The 15835-nt window shown below is 62.5% G+C and carries 16 protein-coding genes; 11 read left to right on the top strand and 5 right to left on the bottom strand.

Features of this window, described 5'->3' with window-relative positions:
• Positions 1-3 precede the first annotated feature (3 nt).
• Positions 4-1122 (top strand): carboxylate-amine ligase, encoded by a 1119-nt coding sequence (locus tag BOP96_RS06900; RefSeq protein WP_060766988.1) that lies wholly within the window; start codon positions 4-6, stop codon positions 1120-1122.
• 83 nt (positions 1123-1205) lie between these two features.
• Positions 1206-2450 (top strand): zinc-dependent alcohol dehydrogenase, encoded by a 1245-nt coding sequence (locus BOP96_RS06895; RefSeq protein WP_073452238.1) that lies wholly within the window; start codon positions 1206-1208, stop codon positions 2448-2450.
• 286 nt (positions 2451-2736) lie between these two features.
• On the opposite strand, the gene BOP96_RS06890 is transcribed toward BOP96_RS06895, so the two are convergent.
• Positions 2737-3168: a hypothetical protein gene (locus BOP96_RS06890; RefSeq protein ID WP_060766986.1), complete on the bottom strand. Its 432-nt coding sequence runs from the start codon at positions 3166-3168 to the stop codon at positions 2737-2739.
• Between the two features lie 93 nt (positions 3169-3261).
• The gene (locus BOP96_RS06885) at positions 3262-4050 is read right to left on the bottom strand and encodes an AraC family transcriptional regulator (RefSeq protein WP_014718855.1); all 789 of its coding nucleotides are present in this window, start codon (positions 4048-4050) and stop codon (positions 3262-3264) included.
• 85 nt (positions 4051-4135) lie between these two features.
• Here BOP96_RS06885 and BOP96_RS06880 point away from each other — a divergent pair, with 85 nt between their 5' ends.
• The 3 genes from BOP96_RS06880 (at position 4136) to BOP96_RS06870 (ending at position 6886) form a co-directional block, all read left to right on the top strand.
• On the top strand, positions 4136-5113 hold the full coding sequence (locus BOP96_RS06880; protein ID WP_073452236.1) for a bile acid:sodium symporter family protein: 978 nt from the start codon (positions 4136-4138) through the stop codon (positions 5111-5113).
• 107 nt (positions 5114-5220) lie between these two features.
• Positions 5221-5583: a type 1 fimbrial protein gene (locus tag BOP96_RS06875; RefSeq protein ID WP_038450482.1), complete on the top strand. Its 363-nt coding sequence runs from the start codon at positions 5221-5223 to the stop codon at positions 5581-5583.
• A 112-nt stretch (positions 5584-5695) separates the two neighbouring features.
• Positions 5696-6886: a sugar transporter gene (locus tag BOP96_RS06870; protein WP_014718852.1), complete on the top strand. Its 1191-nt coding sequence runs from the start codon at positions 5696-5698 to the stop codon at positions 6884-6886.
• Between the two features lie 169 nt (positions 6887-7055).
• On the opposite strand, the gene BOP96_RS06865 is transcribed toward BOP96_RS06870, so the two are convergent.
• Positions 7056-8255: an NAD(P)/FAD-dependent oxidoreductase gene (locus BOP96_RS06865; protein ID WP_073452234.1), complete on the bottom strand. Its 1200-nt coding sequence runs from the start codon at positions 8253-8255 to the stop codon at positions 7056-7058.
• A 111-nt stretch (positions 8256-8366) separates the two neighbouring features.
• Positions 8367-9362: a GlxA family transcriptional regulator gene (locus tag BOP96_RS06860; protein WP_073452232.1), complete on the bottom strand. Its 996-nt coding sequence runs from the start codon at positions 9360-9362 to the stop codon at positions 8367-8369.
• A gap of 285 nt (positions 9363-9647) precedes the next feature.
• On the opposite strand from BOP96_RS06860, the gene BOP96_RS06850 reads away from it, so the two are divergent.
• Both BOP96_RS06850 and BOP96_RS06845 read left to right on the top strand, forming a co-directional pair.
• Complete coding sequence (locus BOP96_RS06850) at positions 9648-11201, top strand: DUF726 domain-containing protein (RefSeq protein ID WP_073452228.1); 1554 nt, start codon at positions 9648-9650, stop codon at positions 11199-11201.
• 42 nt (positions 11202-11243) lie between these two features.
• Positions 11244-12563 carry an Nramp family divalent metal transporter gene (locus BOP96_RS06845; protein ID WP_003191984.1) on the top strand — a complete coding sequence of 440 codons (1320 nt, stop codon included), beginning with the start codon at positions 11244-11246 and terminating at the stop codon, positions 12561-12563.
• 76 nt (positions 12564-12639) lie between these two features.
• On the opposite strand, the gene BOP96_RS06840 is transcribed toward BOP96_RS06845, so the two are convergent.
• Positions 12640-13572 (bottom strand): LysR family transcriptional regulator, encoded by a 933-nt coding sequence (locus BOP96_RS06840; RefSeq protein WP_014718847.1) that lies wholly within the window; start codon positions 13570-13572, stop codon positions 12640-12642.
• A 119-nt stretch (positions 13573-13691) separates the two neighbouring features.
• On the opposite strand from BOP96_RS06840, the gene BOP96_RS06835 reads away from it, so the two are divergent.
• The 4 genes from BOP96_RS06835 (at position 13692) to BOP96_RS06820 (ending at position 15790) form a co-directional block, all read left to right on the top strand.
• On the top strand, positions 13692-14180 hold the full coding sequence (locus tag BOP96_RS06835; protein WP_014718846.1) for a DMT family transporter: 489 nt from the start codon (positions 13692-13694) through the stop codon (positions 14178-14180).
• 4 nt (positions 14181-14184) lie between these two features.
• The gene (locus tag BOP96_RS06830; protein ID WP_073452225.1) at positions 14185-14640 is read left to right on the top strand and encodes a DMT family transporter; all 456 of its coding nucleotides are present in this window, start codon (positions 14185-14187) and stop codon (positions 14638-14640) included.
• A gap of 88 nt (positions 14641-14728) precedes the next feature.
• Entirely contained in the window at positions 14729-14899 is a 171-nt protein-coding gene (locus BOP96_RS06825; protein ID WP_019816816.1) for a putative metallothionein, read from the top strand.
• Positions 14900-15013: 114 nt separating this feature from the next.
• Positions 15014-15790: an AraC family transcriptional regulator gene (locus BOP96_RS06820; RefSeq protein ID WP_073452223.1), complete on the top strand. Its 777-nt coding sequence runs from the start codon at positions 15014-15016 to the stop codon at positions 15788-15790.
• Positions 15791-15835 lie beyond the last annotated feature (45 nt).

Raw genomic sequence — 15835 nt, 5'->3', positions numbered from 1 at the left:
CCGATGCTCACCTTTGGCATTGAAGAGGAATACTTCATCACCGACCTGCACAGCCGCCAGATGGTCGGCGAGCCCTCGGCGGCGGTGCTGGCAGCCTGCCGCGAAGCGATTGGCGCAGGCTTCTCGTTTGAGATGTTCCAGGGCCAGATCGAGGCGGCCTCTCCGGTGTTCACCTCCAGCGCCGAAGCGGCGGACTACTTCCGAGCAGTACGCCGCAACCTGGCGCAATCCCTGGCTGAGTTCGGCCTCGGTGTGGTGTGCGCCGGCAGCCATCCCCTGGCCGATTGGCGTGGGCAACAGCCGACCGATCAGGCGCATTTCCGGCAACTGTTCGACGATATTCAATATGTAGCGCGGCGCAGTGTGTTGTGCGGGCTGCATGTGCATGTGCAGGTGCCGCAAACGCTGGACCGTATCGCGGTGATGAACCAGGTGTCGCCGTGGCTGCCGTTGTTGCTGCTGCTCAGTTGCTCATCGCCTTTCTGGGACGGCGCGCCCAGCGGCTTCATGAGCTACCGCCAGGCCGCGTGCGACGAGTGGCCCCGCATGGGCGTGCCGGAGCACTTTAGCGACTGGGCCGAGTACCTGCGCTACCTGGCCCTTTTGCAGCGCATCGGCGCGATCAAGGCCGATGGCAATGGCTGGTGGGGCATTCGCCCGGCGGCGCGTTACCCCACCCTGGAACTGCGCATGACCGACGCCTGCCCACGGCTGGCGGACGCCTTGGCCCTCGCCACGCTGTTTCGGGTGATGGTTACCCATGCCTGCGCGATGCAGCGCCCTGGAGCCAGGTTCAGTGCCGAGGCGCGCTGGCTGCTCAAGGAGAATCGCTGGCAGGCCAAGCGTTATGGGGCCGCTGGTACCTTTGCGTTGGACGACACCGGCACCCTGGGCAGCGCTGAGCAATGGCTGCAATACGCCCGACAGACCTTTGCCGCCACCGCAGAGGCCATGGGCGAGCCGCTGTTGTTCGATACCTTGGATGCCTTGCTGCAACGCGGCAACAGCGCGACTGAGCAGTTGCGCTGGCACGCCCAGGCCCAGGCCAGCGGCGCCGATGCAATTGCCAGCGTGCGCCAGGTAGTCGACCTGCTGTTGGCCCAGACGCGCGGCGACCATTGATCGGGTGTCGCTCTACGTCGAAGGAACACTGAGGGGCTGCTCTGTCCTTAATTAGTAACCCCTCAACGGCAGGAGCGCAGAGCATGCGAGCGATGACTTACCAGGGCGCACACAAGGTGCAGGTGGATACCGTGCCCGATCCGATCATTGAACAACCCGACGACATTATTTTGCGGGTCACCGCCACTGCGATCTGTGGCTCGGACCTGCACCTGTACCGGGGCAAGATCCCGACCGTGGAGCACGGCGATATCTTCGGCCATGAGTTCATGGGCATCGTCGAAGAAACCGGCCCGGCCGTTACTGCCGTGCAACCCGGCGACCGTGTGGTGATTCCGTTTGTGATTGCCTGTGGCGATTGTTTCTTCTGCCAGCTCCAGCAATTCGCCGCTTGCGAAACCACCAACGATGGGCGCGGTGCGATCCTGAATAAAAAAGCCATCCCGCCGGGTGCCGCGCTGTTCGGCTACAGCCGTTTGTATGGCGGCATTCCCGGCGGCCAGGCGGAGTGGGTGCGGGTGCCCAAGGCCAACACCGGGCCGTTCAAGGTGCCCGGCACCCTGGCGGATGAGAAGGTGCTGTTCCTCTCCGATATCCTGCCTACCGCCTGGCAGGCGGTGACCAATGCTGGCATCGGCAAAGGTTCCAGCGTGGCCATCTATGGCGCCGGGCCCGTGGGCCTGCTCAGTGCGGCTTGCGCGCAGATGCTGGGCGCCGAGCAGATCTTCATGGTCGACGACCATCCGTATCGTTTGGCCTACGCGCAGAAAACCTACGGCGTGATCCCGATCAACTTCGAAGAAGACGATGACCCGGCTGACACCATCATCCGCCAGACCGCCGGCATGCGCGGCGTCGATGGCGTGGTGGACGCGGTGGGGTTCGAGGCCAAGGGCAGCACCACGGAAACCCTGCTCACTGCCCTCAAGGTCGAAGGCAGCAGCGGCAAGGCTCTGCGCCAGTGCATCGCCGCCGTACGCCGTGGCGGCGTGGTCAGCGTCGCCGGGGTGTATGCCGGGTTTATCCATGGCTTCATGTTCGGCGATGCCTTCGACAAGGGCCTGACCTTCAAGATGGGCCAGACCCATGTGCAGCGGTTCTTACCGGAGTTGTTGGAGCATATCGAGCTGGGGCATCTGCACCCGGAGGCGATCATCACTCACAGGCTGCCCCTGGAACAGGCGGCGCGGGGGTATGAGCTGTTTGATAAAGCCGAGGAGGAGTGCCGCAAGGTGATCCTGCTACCGGGTGGGAGCGACCGGCCGCTGACCGAGCCAGTGGACGAACTGACCCCTGAGTTGCGCGTACAAGGTGTTCCCGGGTTCTAGGCCAATAACCGGAAAAATGTGGGAGCTGGTTTGCCTGCTATAGCGGTGGTTCAGTTGAATATTCAGTGACTGACACACCGCCTTCGCGGGCAAGCCCGCTCCCACAGGGGATCTGTGCCGGGCGCTGATTTTGTGGGCAATGCATGACCAATGTGGGAGCTGGCTTGCCTGCGAAGGCGGTGTGACAGTCACTGCATCTGTGACTGCACTACCGCTTTCGCAGGCAAGCCAGCTCTCACATGGATTTTCTTTGCTTTGACAGTGGTGTTTCCCACATTAACCGGTGTCAGGCTGCGGCTTGCGGCTGGATGCGCAATTGGCCTTCGACATCCTTGACCAACCCACTGGCGACAAACAGCGGCGCCAGGCGTTTGTGCAACTGTGGCTCGACAAACTCGTTGACTGTGTCCAGCGCCAACACGCCACTGAGCGGCAGCTCGGCCTTGGTGTACGACAACCATGCCTTCTTCAACGCCATCAACACATCACTGCCCGCCGTCGAAGCGAAGCGACGGTGCAGGGGCTTGGTGTCGAAGGTGAAGGTGTGTTGGAACTCATAACCGCTTTCATCGCCGCCGTTGGCCGTGCAGCGCACGCAGGTGCAAGGGCCGTCACCGAAGGCGCTGCGCAGGTAGGCGTTGAAGTCCACCACGGGCTTGAGTGACAGGCGCTTATCAACCTCGAACAGGTCCCCGGTCATTTTTTCGTCAGTGTTCAACGTCCATTCCTCGCAGTCGGTTGCTGTGTTTCAAAGCGCGGCACAATACCAGCCGAGCGTCGGTTTGGGGATTATTTGCGTCGTGAGGGAGGGTCAGCGGAAGAATTCACCGGGGGTGGAATCGAACTGCTGACGAAATGCATTGATAAAGGCTGAGGTCGATTCATAGCCACACCCCAATGCCACATCCGTCACCCGCTCGCCTTGTTCCAGGGCGGGCAGAGCGCTCAACAGGCGCAGGCGCTGGCGCCATGCGCGAAACGTCAGCCCGGTGTCACTCAGGAACACCCGACTCAGGGTCTTTTCACTCACCTCCAGCTTTCGGCTCCACTCGCCCAACGTCGTCTGCTGCTCGGGATGCAGGTTGAGGCTGCGGTAGATCTGTCGCAGCCGTGGGTCGTGAGGCAGTGGCAACATCAAATCCACCTGGGGTGCGGCGGCGAGCTGATCGAGCAGTACCTGAGCCAGGCGCCCGTCCGGCCCGTCCTCGGTATATTCCACCGGCAATTGGCTGAAGTTGCGGATCAGCTCGCGTAGCAAACTGCTCACCTCCAGCACCTGGCAACGCTCGGCGGCCCAGGCGGTGACGCTGCAATCGAGGTATAAGCTGCGCATTTCCGTATGGGGTGAACTGAACACCCGATGGGGCATGCCGGCCGGAATCCACACCGCGCGCTGCGGTGGTGCGACGAAACGGCCAACGCTGGTCTGGATCTCCAGCACTCCGGAAATCGCGTAGGACAGCTGCACCCACGGGTGGCTGTGGCGTCGCGTCAGCGCACGGTTGGGCAAGGATTCAGTACGCCCGTACACCGGCCTCGGCAGGCTGGAAAGCCCTGGGACACTGCGGCGAACGGCTTTTTCATGTCCTTTAGGCGGCATTTACTGGCTCATTGGCGTTAGTCGGTAACAGGTGGTTACGTTAGAGTCGTCGCGACGCTCTTGGCAACCCCTGGAAGAATTGCTTATGACCCGGCCCCGGTTTCTCCCCGACAACTTCACCCTCACTCTGATCGCCACCGTGATCCTCGCCTCACTGCTGCCCGCCAGCGGCCAGACCGCCGTGGCGTTCGGCTGGGTCACCAACCTGGCCATCGCGCTGCTGTTTTTCCTGCACGGCGCCAAGCTGTCGCGCAAGGCTATCGTCGCCGGTGCCGGCCACTGGCGTTTGCATTTGCTGGTGTTCAGCCTGACCTTCGTACTATTTCCGTTGTTGGGCCTGGCGCTCAAGCCAGTGCTGTCGCCGTTGATCGGCAACGAGCTGTACATGGGCATGCTCTACCTCTGCGCCTTGCCGGCCACTGTGCAATCGGCGATTGCCTTTACCTCCCTGGCCCGCGGCAACATCCCGGCGGCCATCTGCAGCGCGGCGGCGTCCAGCCTGTTCGGCATCTTCCTGACGCCGCTGCTGGTAGCGCTGCTGCTCAACGTGCATGGGGATGGCGGCTCCACAGTCGATGCGATTGTCAAAATCAGCGTGCAGTTGTTGCTGCCGTTCATTGCCGGGCAGATTGCCAGCCGATGGATCGGTGGCTGGGTCGGGCGTAACAAAGCCTGGCTGAAATTCGTCGACCAGGGCTCGATTCTGCTCGTGGTCTACGGGGCTTTCAGCGAGGCGGTCAACGAAGGCATCTGGCACCAGATCCCGCTGTGGGAGTTGGGCGGCTTGGTGGTGGCTTGCTGCGTGCTGCTGGCCCTGGTATTGGTGGCGTCTACGCTGCTGGGCAAGGCGTTTGGCTTTAACCAGGAAGACCGCATCACCATCTTGTTCTGTGGTTCGAAGAAAAGCCTGGCGACCGGCGTGCCGATGGCGCAGGTGCTGTTTGCCGGGGCGAGCATGGGCGTGTTGATTTTGCCGTTGATGCTGTTTCACCAGATCCAGTTGATGGTCTGCGCGGCGTTGGCCCAACGCTATGCCCAGCGGCCGGAGAGCATCCCGAGTTAATGGGGCAGGTGGATCCGTGATGCACCTCTCATTCGCGGGTAAATAAGCTCAAGTTAACCGGCGTGACGACGACTTACTTCTTAACTAACCCAAGAAGGAGTGTCGGCATGAACGTTCGTCGTGTAGCGGTAATGACTGGCCTTCTGGGGCTGTGGGCAAGTACCTGCGGCGCCGCACAAACCGTGGGGCAGGGCACCATCAGGTTCAGCGGCGCCATTGTCGAGTCAGGGTGTGCGACAAATGCGCGCAGCGGTTCGGTGATGGAACTGCGCGGCTGTGCCCAATCCAGTCGTGGCAGCCGAATCGAGGTGCGCAGTGTGGTGCCGGTTGTCAGTGTCGATGCACCCCATGTGCGGCTGGTGGCGGACAGCGGCAAGGGGCGCTATTACGATCAGCGCTATGTGTTGGTAGACAGCGCCGGCAAGCTTATCCAGTCAGGCAACTACATCATTACCATGACTTCGCCGTAGGCCGCCGGGCGACGATCCGCAGCAACAGCGGTGCGAGAAACCTATAGAATGCTCGGCGGCGGCGCTTGTCCTGGGTGGCCGCTTGATCACCGTCAGAGTACCGCGCCCGTCAATGAGCCTTTCAGCCGCAACCCCACAAGCCAATTGGCAACCGGTCATCGCCCTTGCGCTGGCCGCGTTTGTGTTCAATACCACCGAATTTGTCCCCGTCGGGCTGCTCAGCGCCATTGGTGCCAGCTTTGATATGCCCGTGGCCAGCGTCGGCCTGATGCTCACCATCTACGCGTGGATCGTGTCGCTGACCTCGCTGCCGGTGATGCTACTGACCCGCAACGTCGAACGGCGCAAGCTGCTGATCGTATTGTTCGGTCTGTTTATTGCCAGCCATATTCTCTCTAGCGTGGCCACCAGCTTCGGCTTGCTGATGGTCAGTCGTGTCGGCATTGCCCTGGCCCATGCGTTGTTCTGGTCGATCACGGCTTCGCTGGCTGTACGCCTGGCGCCAGAGGGCAAGCAGGTGCAGGCCCTTGGCTTGCTGGCCACCGGCACATCCCTGGCGATGGTGTTGGGCATTCCCTTGGGCCGCCTGTTGGGCGAGGCCATGGGCTGGCGCACTACCTTCCTGGTGATCGCCGCGTTCGCCGCCGCCCTGGTGTTCTGGCTGGGGCGCACCTTGCCGCTGCTGCCCAGCCAGAACTCCGGCTCCCTGCGCAGTCTGCCGCTGCTGTTCAAGCGTCCTGCGCTGGTGGCGCTCTATGTGCTGACCGCAATGACCGTTACCGCGCAATTCACCGCCTACAGCTACATCGAACCCTTCGTCGAAGGCGTCGCCGGCCTGGGCGGCAGTGCCGTGACCCTGATCCTGCTGGTGTTCGGTGGTGCTGGCATCATCGGCTCGTTGTTGTTCAGCCTGGTGCATCGCCTCAACCCCCACCTGTTCGTGATCGGCGCAGTGTCTATCCTCGCCGCGTGCCTGGCGCTGATGCTGCCGTTGAGCGGCGCCGAGTCTTACCTGGTGGGGCTGAGTATTTTCTGGGGCATGGCGATCATGGGCTTTGGCCTGGCCATGCAGTCCAAGGTGCTGGTGCTGGCACCGGACGCCACCGATGTGGCCATGGCGATGTTTTCCGGGATCTACAACATCGGCATCGGCGGCGGCGCGTTGATGGGCAGCTGGGTAGGCAGCCACTTCGGCTTCGCCTGGATCGGCGCGGCGGGCGGTTTGCTGGCGGGGTTGGCGTTGGTGGGGTATTGCCTGGCGATTCGGCGGTTTGGGCAGGGTGGTGCCCCGATGCCAAGCTGATCGCCCCGTATCCACCGGATAACTGCAGACTTAATGTGGGAGCTGGCTTGCCTGCGATGGCGGTGTGTCAGCCACTGCATCTGTTGCTGCGCGACCGCTTTCGCAGGCAAGCCAGCTCCCACATTTGATCTTCACTGCCTTGAGCAATGCGTTCGCTTAACTGACTGTCCTACGCCACCGGAATCAACGGATCCGCCGCCGCCAGTGCCACTGCTCTATCCGCCGCCGGTGGGTAGATCCACACGCTATTGATCTGCTGTTTGAGTTCCTTGGCTTCCTGGCCCACCAGCTTGAGCTGACGGTCCCAGCCTTCGGTGTACACCGCGCCCCAAGCGCCGAGGTCGAGGCAGGTCACGTATTTGGGTTGGCTGTAGGCCATGGGGGCCACGCCGATCAGATCGGCGGCGACGTTGTTGCCGGCGTAGCGGCCCAGGGCGATAGCGTGCTGGCAGGACATGGCAGCGAAGTTGCCCAGCGCGTCTGTGGCGGCGTAGGCCACGTCGCCAGCGGCGAAGATGGCAGCCTGGCCCTTGACCTTGAGGTGGGCGTCCACGTGCAGGCGGCCCTGGGGATCGCGGGTGCCCTCAACCTGTTCGGTCAGCGGGTTGGCGCGAAAGCCGATGGTCCAGATCACGGTGCTTGATTCAATCCGCTGCCCATCTGCCAGGGTCACGCCACCGGCATCCACCGAGGCGACCGAGGTGTTCAGTACCCATTCAATCCCCAGCTCGCGGCTGGCTTCGATGATCGAGGGGCGTATGCCATCGCCCATCGACGCGGCAATCTGCGGCCCGCGGTCGACCACGATCACACGGATGTTGGCCGTCTCACCCAGTGCCGCACGCAGGCGCGCCGGCATTTCGGTGGCGGTCTCGATACCGGTAAAGCCGCCGCCGGCCACCACTACGGTATTGCGGGCCGGACTGTCGGGCAGATTTTTGAGGGCCTTGATATGGGCCTCAAGGCGCGCGGCGTCTTCGATCTGATCCACATCGAACACATGCGCAATGCCGTCCATGTCTGGGCGGTTCAAGCGGCTGCCGGCAGCCACTACCAGGCGGTCGTAGCTGAGGGTGGCCGGGATGCCGGCCGCGTTGCGGTAGGTCACTTGCTTATTAGTGGCGTCGATGCTGTCGGCGGCGCCTGGCACAAAGGTCACGCCCACAGCGTCGAACAGCGCATCAAGCGGGGCCAGCATGGTATGCACATCGGGCTCGTAGAACCGCGGGCGGATACGCAGTTCTGCTTGGGGGGCGAGCAGGCTGATACGCACATCGTTGCGGTCGTGTTTATCCAATAGCCGAGCGGCGCTCAAGGCGCTCCACACGCCACCAAACCCAGCGCCGATGATCAGAATATGTTGTTTCATGGGGTTGCTCCAGAGACCAGGTAAGCCGCAAGGCATTGCCGGATCACTGTAAAAGCAGCAGGGCCTGTCCGAAAGGACATATAACCCTGGATGACTGCCGCCTCTGCCGGCCTAGCGGGAAAAGCGCTCGCGGTAGTCGCGCGGTGAGATGGCCAGGTGGCGGTGGAAGGTGCAGCGCATGTGTTCTTCGTCGCCAAACCCGCACAGCCCGGCGATCTGCTCGATGCTACGCTGGGAGTCTTCAAGCATGCGGCGCGCCGCTTCCATGCGAAACAGCTCAATGGCCTTGGCCGGGGTGCGACCGGTTTTTTGCTTATAGACCCGGGCAAAATTGCGTGGGCTCATATGGCTCTGCGCGGCCAAGCGTTCGACGCTGAGGTCACTGTCGCGCAGGTTGTCGCTGATCCAGGCATGCAGCGCATCAAAGCCGGCGCTGTCGGCGGTTTGCGCTTGCAGCACCTGGCTGAACTGCGCCTGGCCACCGGGGCGCTTGAGGAACACCACCAGTTCGCGTGCCACTTGCAGCGCCACTTCGCGCCCGCAGTCGGCCTCCACCAGCGCGAGCGCCAGGTCGATCCCGGCACTGACGCCCGCCGAGGTCCACACCTGGCCCTGCTGCACGAAGATCGCGTCCACGTCCACCTCGATGCTCGGGAAGCGTTGCTTGAGCAGCTCGCACATGGCCCAATGCGTCGCCGCGCGGCGACCCTCCAGCAAGCCCGCCAACGCCAGCAAAAATGTGCCGCTGCACACCGACGCGGTACGTCGCGCCTGACCGGAGGCGTTGCGCAGCCAGTCCACCAGCGCAGTATTGTCCAGCATGGCTTGCTCAATGGCGGGCGCGCCGGGTACCACCAGGGTGTCGATGGTGGCTGGGTCCAACTGCGCTAAAGCCACAGTGTCGACGCTCAAGCCTTCGGCGGTTGGCATCAGCCCGCCCGCCAGGCTGGCATTGTGCAGCACATAACCTTGCAAACCGCGTTCGGCCATGGCCTTGGTGGCGGCCCAGAACACCGTTTGCGCGCCGGTCAGGTCGAGCAAACCCATCTGCGGATACGTCAGGAACACCAAGGTGCGCGGTTGGGCCAATGGGGAGAGTAGGGTCATACGCTGGCCAGTTGCTCGATCTGGCTCAAGGTGCGCAAGTGTGCACCCATGCCCCTGGTAAATGGCTTGAGTTGTTCAAGTTTGGACGTCATGACAGTGGTCTCCGGTAAAGGGGCAGAGCGCTGTTTTACCATGCCCCCCAGACAGTTTAAGCCGTCGCACAGCGTTTGGTCTTGGTTGAACAGTGTTTTGGCAAGGCCCTTCTGCGAATGTCGGTCAGGATTCACCTTGCTGGTCGGCTCTGTTTGTTACTATCGCCATCCCGTCACCCGGAGTCGCCGCCCTATGCAACACCAGTGGGATGAAATGCACCGCACCCGCAAGCCCACGTTCGTCCTGTGTGGCGAGCCCCAGGGGGATGTGCTCAATCTCTATGTTCACGGTTACTCGGCGTTCTTCAACCGCCAGCAACTGGGCAACTTCAAGCAGCAGTTGGCGGGTATCGAAGGTTCGACCAACTTGATGCTGTTCTGGCCGGCGGGGCATTTTCTGGAAAACCTGTTTGCACCGTTCAAGGACGTGCTCGCCTCGCTGCTCGGCGGTGGCGGCCTGGGCGCGGCGACGGTGGGCGTGGGCAAGGCTATTGCCTATTTTCTCGACCATTACAAAAGTGTCGAGGCACGGGTGGATGAAGTGGCCAAGACCTTGTTGCCCGAACTGGCCGGCTACCTGCACAACCAGGCGCTGCCGGTGCGGCGCATCAACCTGATCGGCCATTCCCTGGGCGCACGCATTCTGGTCAAGAGCCTGCTGGCCAGCCCCGAGATCGCTCGCGAACTGCCGTTGAATAACCTGTTGTTGATGGGTGGGGCGATCTGTACCTCGAGCCCCTGGGACGAGGTGTCGGCGCCGCTGAAGGGGCGGTTGATCAACTGCCATTCCAGCAAGGACTGGGCGCTGGCCATGAAGCCCGATACCGAGCGTTGCATCGGCCGCTATGCGATTGACGTGACGCCCGCGCTCAAGGCCAAGGTCACCAATGTGCACCTGGCCAGCTTCGATCATGCCGCCTATTGGCCGCAGTTGAAGACGGTGGTGCAGTACACCGATTTGCTGCAGGAGCGGCGCGGCATGATCCGTGTGGACTCGCGCAGCAGTGAAGTACGGTTTGCCGAAGCGGACGTGGACCTGTACCCGGCGTTGGTGCAAGCGCGGCCGGAGGAGCTGAAGTTTCTTGCCGAACTGATGGCGCAAAAGCGCAGTGCCGCGATTGATGCCAGTGTGCGTGAGCCGTTGAAACTGGCCATTGAATTGCAGCGCATGGGCGGTGATAGCTTTATGAACCTGGCCCGTGGCCATGGCGTGGGCTATCGCCAGATTGCCGAAGATGTGGCGCAACGCCTGGGTATCAAATTCGATCAACCACTTGAGCACGTGGCGCTTGCCGAGATCGAAGGGCAGGTCGCAGAAACACTGATCGAGCAGTACAAGGACAAACTCAGCCGCGCTGATCGTCAGGCGTTCGAGGCCGAGCTCAAGGCGGCGGCACAAAAAGAGCAGGGGTTGTTCAACCGCTTGGATGTGGGCCGTTCGGCTACCGCAGCCTTGAGCGGCACGGCGTTGGCCGGGCTGACCGGGTTTATCCTGCGGCGCGGTGCGGCTACGGCGATTCCGGTAGTGGGCCAGGCGCTGGCTGCGGCGATGTTGCTGGTCAGCGGGGTGCGGGCGTTTTCCGGCCCGGCGTATTCGATCACCACCTTGGCGGTACTGGTGGTCGGCGTGATCCGCCAACGCATGGAGCGCGAGGCGCTCAACCAGGAACTGGAGCTGGTGGTGCAAGTGGTGGAAGCGTTTGACCTACCGCGAGACACGGTGATGCGCACCGTCGCCACCGACTGATAAGCTGCTGCCCAAGTCTTGTGTATTTGCCTGGAATACCGCGTGAAATTCAGCCTGCCGAAAATCGCCACCGCCCCGTTCTGCCCGCCGGAAGTGGCCGGCTCTGTCGCTGTTGATCCCAAGGCCTCGTTTTTTAAACGGGTGCTGATGTTCGCTGGCCCCGGCCTGTTGATCTCCATCGGCTACATGGACCCCGGCAACTGGGCAACGGCCATTGAGGCCGGTTCACGCTACGGCTATAGCCTGTTGTTTGTGGTGCTGCTGGCCAGCCTGGCGGGGATGGCGGTGCAATGCCTGTGTTCGCGGCTGGGCATCGCCACTGGCAAGGACCTGGCGCAACTGTGCCGTGAGCGCTACAGCCAGCGCTCTGCTCGTACCCAGTGGGTGTTGGCGGAAATCTCCATCATCGCCACAGACCTTGCCGAAGTGCTCGGCTGCGCCCTGGCGTTTCACCTGTTGCTGGGCGTGTCGCTGACCACCGGCATTGTCATCACGGCATTCGACACGCTGTTGATCTTGGCCCTGCAAAATCGCGGTTTTCGGCGCCTGGAAGCGATCATGCTAGCGCTGGTCGCCACCATCGGCGTGTGCTTTTTCATCGAACTGGTGCTGATCAAACCCTACTGGCCCGACGTGCTCAGCGGGTTCACCCCGTCACTGTCGGCCATCAGCGATGCGGCGCCGTTGTACCTGGCCATCGGCATCCTCGGCGCCACGGTCATGCCCCATAACCTCTACCTGCACACCTCTATCGTGCAGACCCGCCTGATCGGCAAGGACCTGGCGAGCAAGCAGGATGCAGTCAAGCTGGCGCGTATCGATACCATCGGCTCCCTGGCCTTGGCGCTGTTGGTCAACGCCGCGATCCTGGTGCTAGCCGCAGCGGCCTTCTACAAGACCGGCCATACCGATGTGGTGGAAATCCAGGACGCCTATCACCTGCTCGACCCCTTGGTCGGCGGTGCTTTCGCCAGCATCCTGTTCGGTATCGCCTTGCTGGCTTCGGGCCAGAGTTCGACCTTTACCGGCACCATCGCCGGGCAAGTGATTATGGAGGGTTACCTCAACCTGCGCATACCCTGCTGGCAGCGCCGCCTGATTACCCGTGGGCTGGCGCTGATCCCGGCGTTTCTCGGGGTATGGCTGATGGGTGACGATGCTATCGGCAAGCTGCTGATTCTCAGCCAGGTGGTACTGAGCCTGCAATTGCCCTTTGCGTTGTACCCGTTGATCCGCATGACCGGCGACAAGCAATTGATGGGGCCGTTCGTCAACCGGTTGCCCACGCGGCTGCTGGCGTGGTTTCTGTTCGCGGTGATCAGTGGGGCGAATGCGTGGTTGATCGGGCAGTGGTTGTTCTGAGCCAGGGTTGAGTCATGTGCTCTTTTTCTCAACCCGGCCTTCGAACAGTTTGCGCTCCGTCAGGGGGCGGTCACACTCACCGATCCCAATACGGCACCGTCCCAAAACACTCCACGAAATAGTCGATCACCGTGCGCACCTTCAGCGACAGCCTGCGGCTGCCCGGCCACAACGCAGCGATCTGTTGGGGCTCCAGGGTTGTCGCGACCTCGTACTCACTCAGCACCGCCTGCAAGGTACCGGCGCGCAGGCTTTCGCCAATCAGCCAGGACGGAAACACCACCAGGCCCAGGCCTTGTTCGGCGGCGTGGGTGAGGGTGTCGGCGTGGTTGCCGGTGATGGGGCCGCTGACGCTGTAGGCAGTCCAGTCGCCTTGGCCGCGGCGGAAGAACCAGCGCTGCTGACCGGTGATGCCTTTGTAGGCCAGGCAATGGTGGTGGGCCAGTTCGTCAGGGTGGCGCGGCGTGCCATGTTGGGCCAGGTAAGCAGGGCTGGCCGCGATGCGAAAGCGTTGCGGCGCGAAGATGCGCGCCTGCATGCCCGAGTCATTGAGCACGCCGATACGAAACAGCAGGTCGGTGCCATCTTGCAGCGGGTCGACGAAGGTGTCGGTTTGCTGGATATCCAGCTGCAACTTCGGGTAGCGCCGGCACAGCGCTCCCAGCCAGGGTGCAAGGTGGCGCTGGCCGAACACCATGGGCGCGTTGATGCGCACCAGGCCGCTGGGCTCGCTGTCTTGCTCCTGCAGGGCCTGGTTCGCCGTCTCCAACTGCTCCAGTAGCAAGCGTGCGTGGCGGCCCAGCAGGCGGCCGGCTTCGGTGGGGCTGACGGCACGCGTATGGCGGTAGAGCAATTGCTGGCCGACGGCCTGTTCCATCAGTTGAATCTGCCGCGAAATGGAGGAGGGCGCCAGGCTTTCGCGGCGGGCCACTTCGGAAAAGCTGCCTTGGTCCAGCACGGCCACAAACAGGCGTAGCGCCTTGAAACTCAGTTCATTCAAGCCCTGCATCATCTCTCCAGGCTGTGCGTTTTACGCAAAGGTGTTGTCCGCATACTCCCATTTATCGCACAGCGCGGCCACCGGATAATGCGCGCCATGTTTTTCCTTTTTTGATACACGGGTGATGTATGCAGGCACGTTCTACCGAAGGCCTGGCGCAGGCCAGGCCGAGCAACAACCTTTTACGGCTGCTGCTGTTGCCGTTGGTGATTCTGGCGGGCATGGGCCTGTCGGTGGAGGCCGGGTTGCTCGGGCCATTGGGCGCGCAGGTCGGGCATTTGTGGGCGACGTTGAGCATCTTTGGCGTTGGCACGGCGATTCTGTTTTTACTGCTGCTGTTCAGCGGCCCGCAAAAGGGCCCGGCATTCACGCAGCTGCCGCGCTGGCAGTTGATCGGCGGGTTTCTGGGGCCGATGTATGTAGTGGTGTTGACCCTGGCTACACCGCACATCGGCATCGCGATGACCATGATCGCGATTCTCTCGGGCCAGGTGGGCAAGAGTGTGTTGATCGACCACTTCGGCTGGTTCGGCACCGCGCGCAAACGGGTCAATGGCGAGCGCTGGATCGCGTTGGCGTTGATTGTGGCGGCACTGGTTCTGATTGCACGAGGCTAAGGCGATGAATCTGTTTATGTTGTTGGTGATGGTGATTGCGGCGGGGGCGGTGCTGAGTGTGCAGGCCGCTATCAATGGGCGTCTGGGCCAGACTGTGGGAGTGTTGCGCAGCAGTCTGTTGACTTTCGCGGTGGGCGCGCTGACCACGGCGTTGTTGATATTTTTCTTCGAGCCGGCCCAGGCCGTCAGCCTGCTGGAGGTGCCAAAGTGGCAATTGACCGGTGCCCTGTTTGGCGTGGTGTACATGATGGTGATGGTCGGCACGGTGCCGGTGGTCGGTACGGCCGTCGCCACGGTGGCCGTGATTGTCGGGCAACTGGGCATGGGCATGTTGATCGACAACTTTGGCTGGCTGGGCAACCCGGCGATCGAGCTGTCGGGCAGTCGTATCCTCGCGATGCTGTTGCTCGCCCTGGCGTTGGTGTTCATGTACCGCAGTAATAGCCGCCGGGCCGACTGACGGCGCTGAACCATGCTTGCTTGCCCAGGGTCACTGCTTAAGGTGCGGCGCTCGCCGCATCGGACGACCATGAACAAGGAGTCTGACCATGCCAGATCAAACCTGTGCTTGCCCTCACTGCAAATGTGTACTGGGCGCTGACGCAATAATGAAAGACGGCAAGGGCTATTGCTGCCAGGGCTGTGCCGAGCACCATGCTCACGGTGAACCCTGCGCGGCGGCGACGGGATGCGAATGCGCCAAGTCGGCCCACGGTTGACAGGATTGACCTGCAGGCCCGGGCACCCGGTGCCTGCAGGATGAGTAAAAACAGTTCGCTTGCCGGCGACCAGTCTTTACCATGGTCGCCCGTCCTTGTTTGATGTGTACCGCCATGGCCCTGGCCGCGCCCCCCGACCTTAGTGATCACGCCGTTCCCGTGCAGCCGTTGGCGCGTACCTACCCGCGTGGGTTGTACGTAGAACCGCACAGCCACGATTGGGGCCAGTTGCTCTACGCCATGAGCGGTGTGATGTGGGTCGAGACGCCCCGCGAAGCCCTGGTAGTGCCGCCCCAGCGTGCAGTGTGGTTGCCGCCGGGGGTGGAGCACGGGATCCGTGTGGTCTCCGATTTGCAGATGCGCAATATCTACCTGCGCCCGGCGTTGGCGGCGACGCTGGACAGCCAGGTGCAGGTCATCGAAGTGGGCCGCTTGTTGCGGGAGTTGATCGTGACCTTGGTCGAGCAGGGTGATCACGGTGATGCGGTTTACTATGACGCTGTGGTGGGCCTGGCTCTGTTGGAGTTGCAACGCGCACGGCGCTCGCCTATTCGCATCGCCATGCCGGTGGCGGCGGATCGTCGGCTGATCAATGCGTGCCAGGCGGTCATGGCTGCGCCTTCCCTGGACATCCCGTTCGAACAGCACGCCGAGGCAGCGGGCGCCAGCGTGCGCACCCTGGCGCGGCTGTTCCAGCAGCACCTGGGCATGGGGTTTGCCCAGTGGCGCCGTCAGGTGCAGTTGGCCACGGCGGCTGCGGAGTTGATCCAAGGCCAGTCGGTGAGCGGCATAGCGCGCACCCTGGGTTACTCGCCCAGCAGCTTCAGCGACATGTTCCGACGCAAATTGGGCGTGTCGCCGTCGCAGTACCGGAGTTGGCCGAAATCCTGAAGCACTTGGCCGATACCCACGGTAGGTGCGCCCTAGACTGAGCCC

Source organism: Pseudomonas sp. FSL W5-0203 (genome assembly GCF_001896155.1).
Classification (GTDB): domain Bacteria; phylum Pseudomonadota; class Gammaproteobacteria; order Pseudomonadales; family Pseudomonadaceae; genus Aquipseudomonas; species Aquipseudomonas paracarnis.
This window is presented reverse-complemented; position numbering and strand designations above follow the sequence as displayed.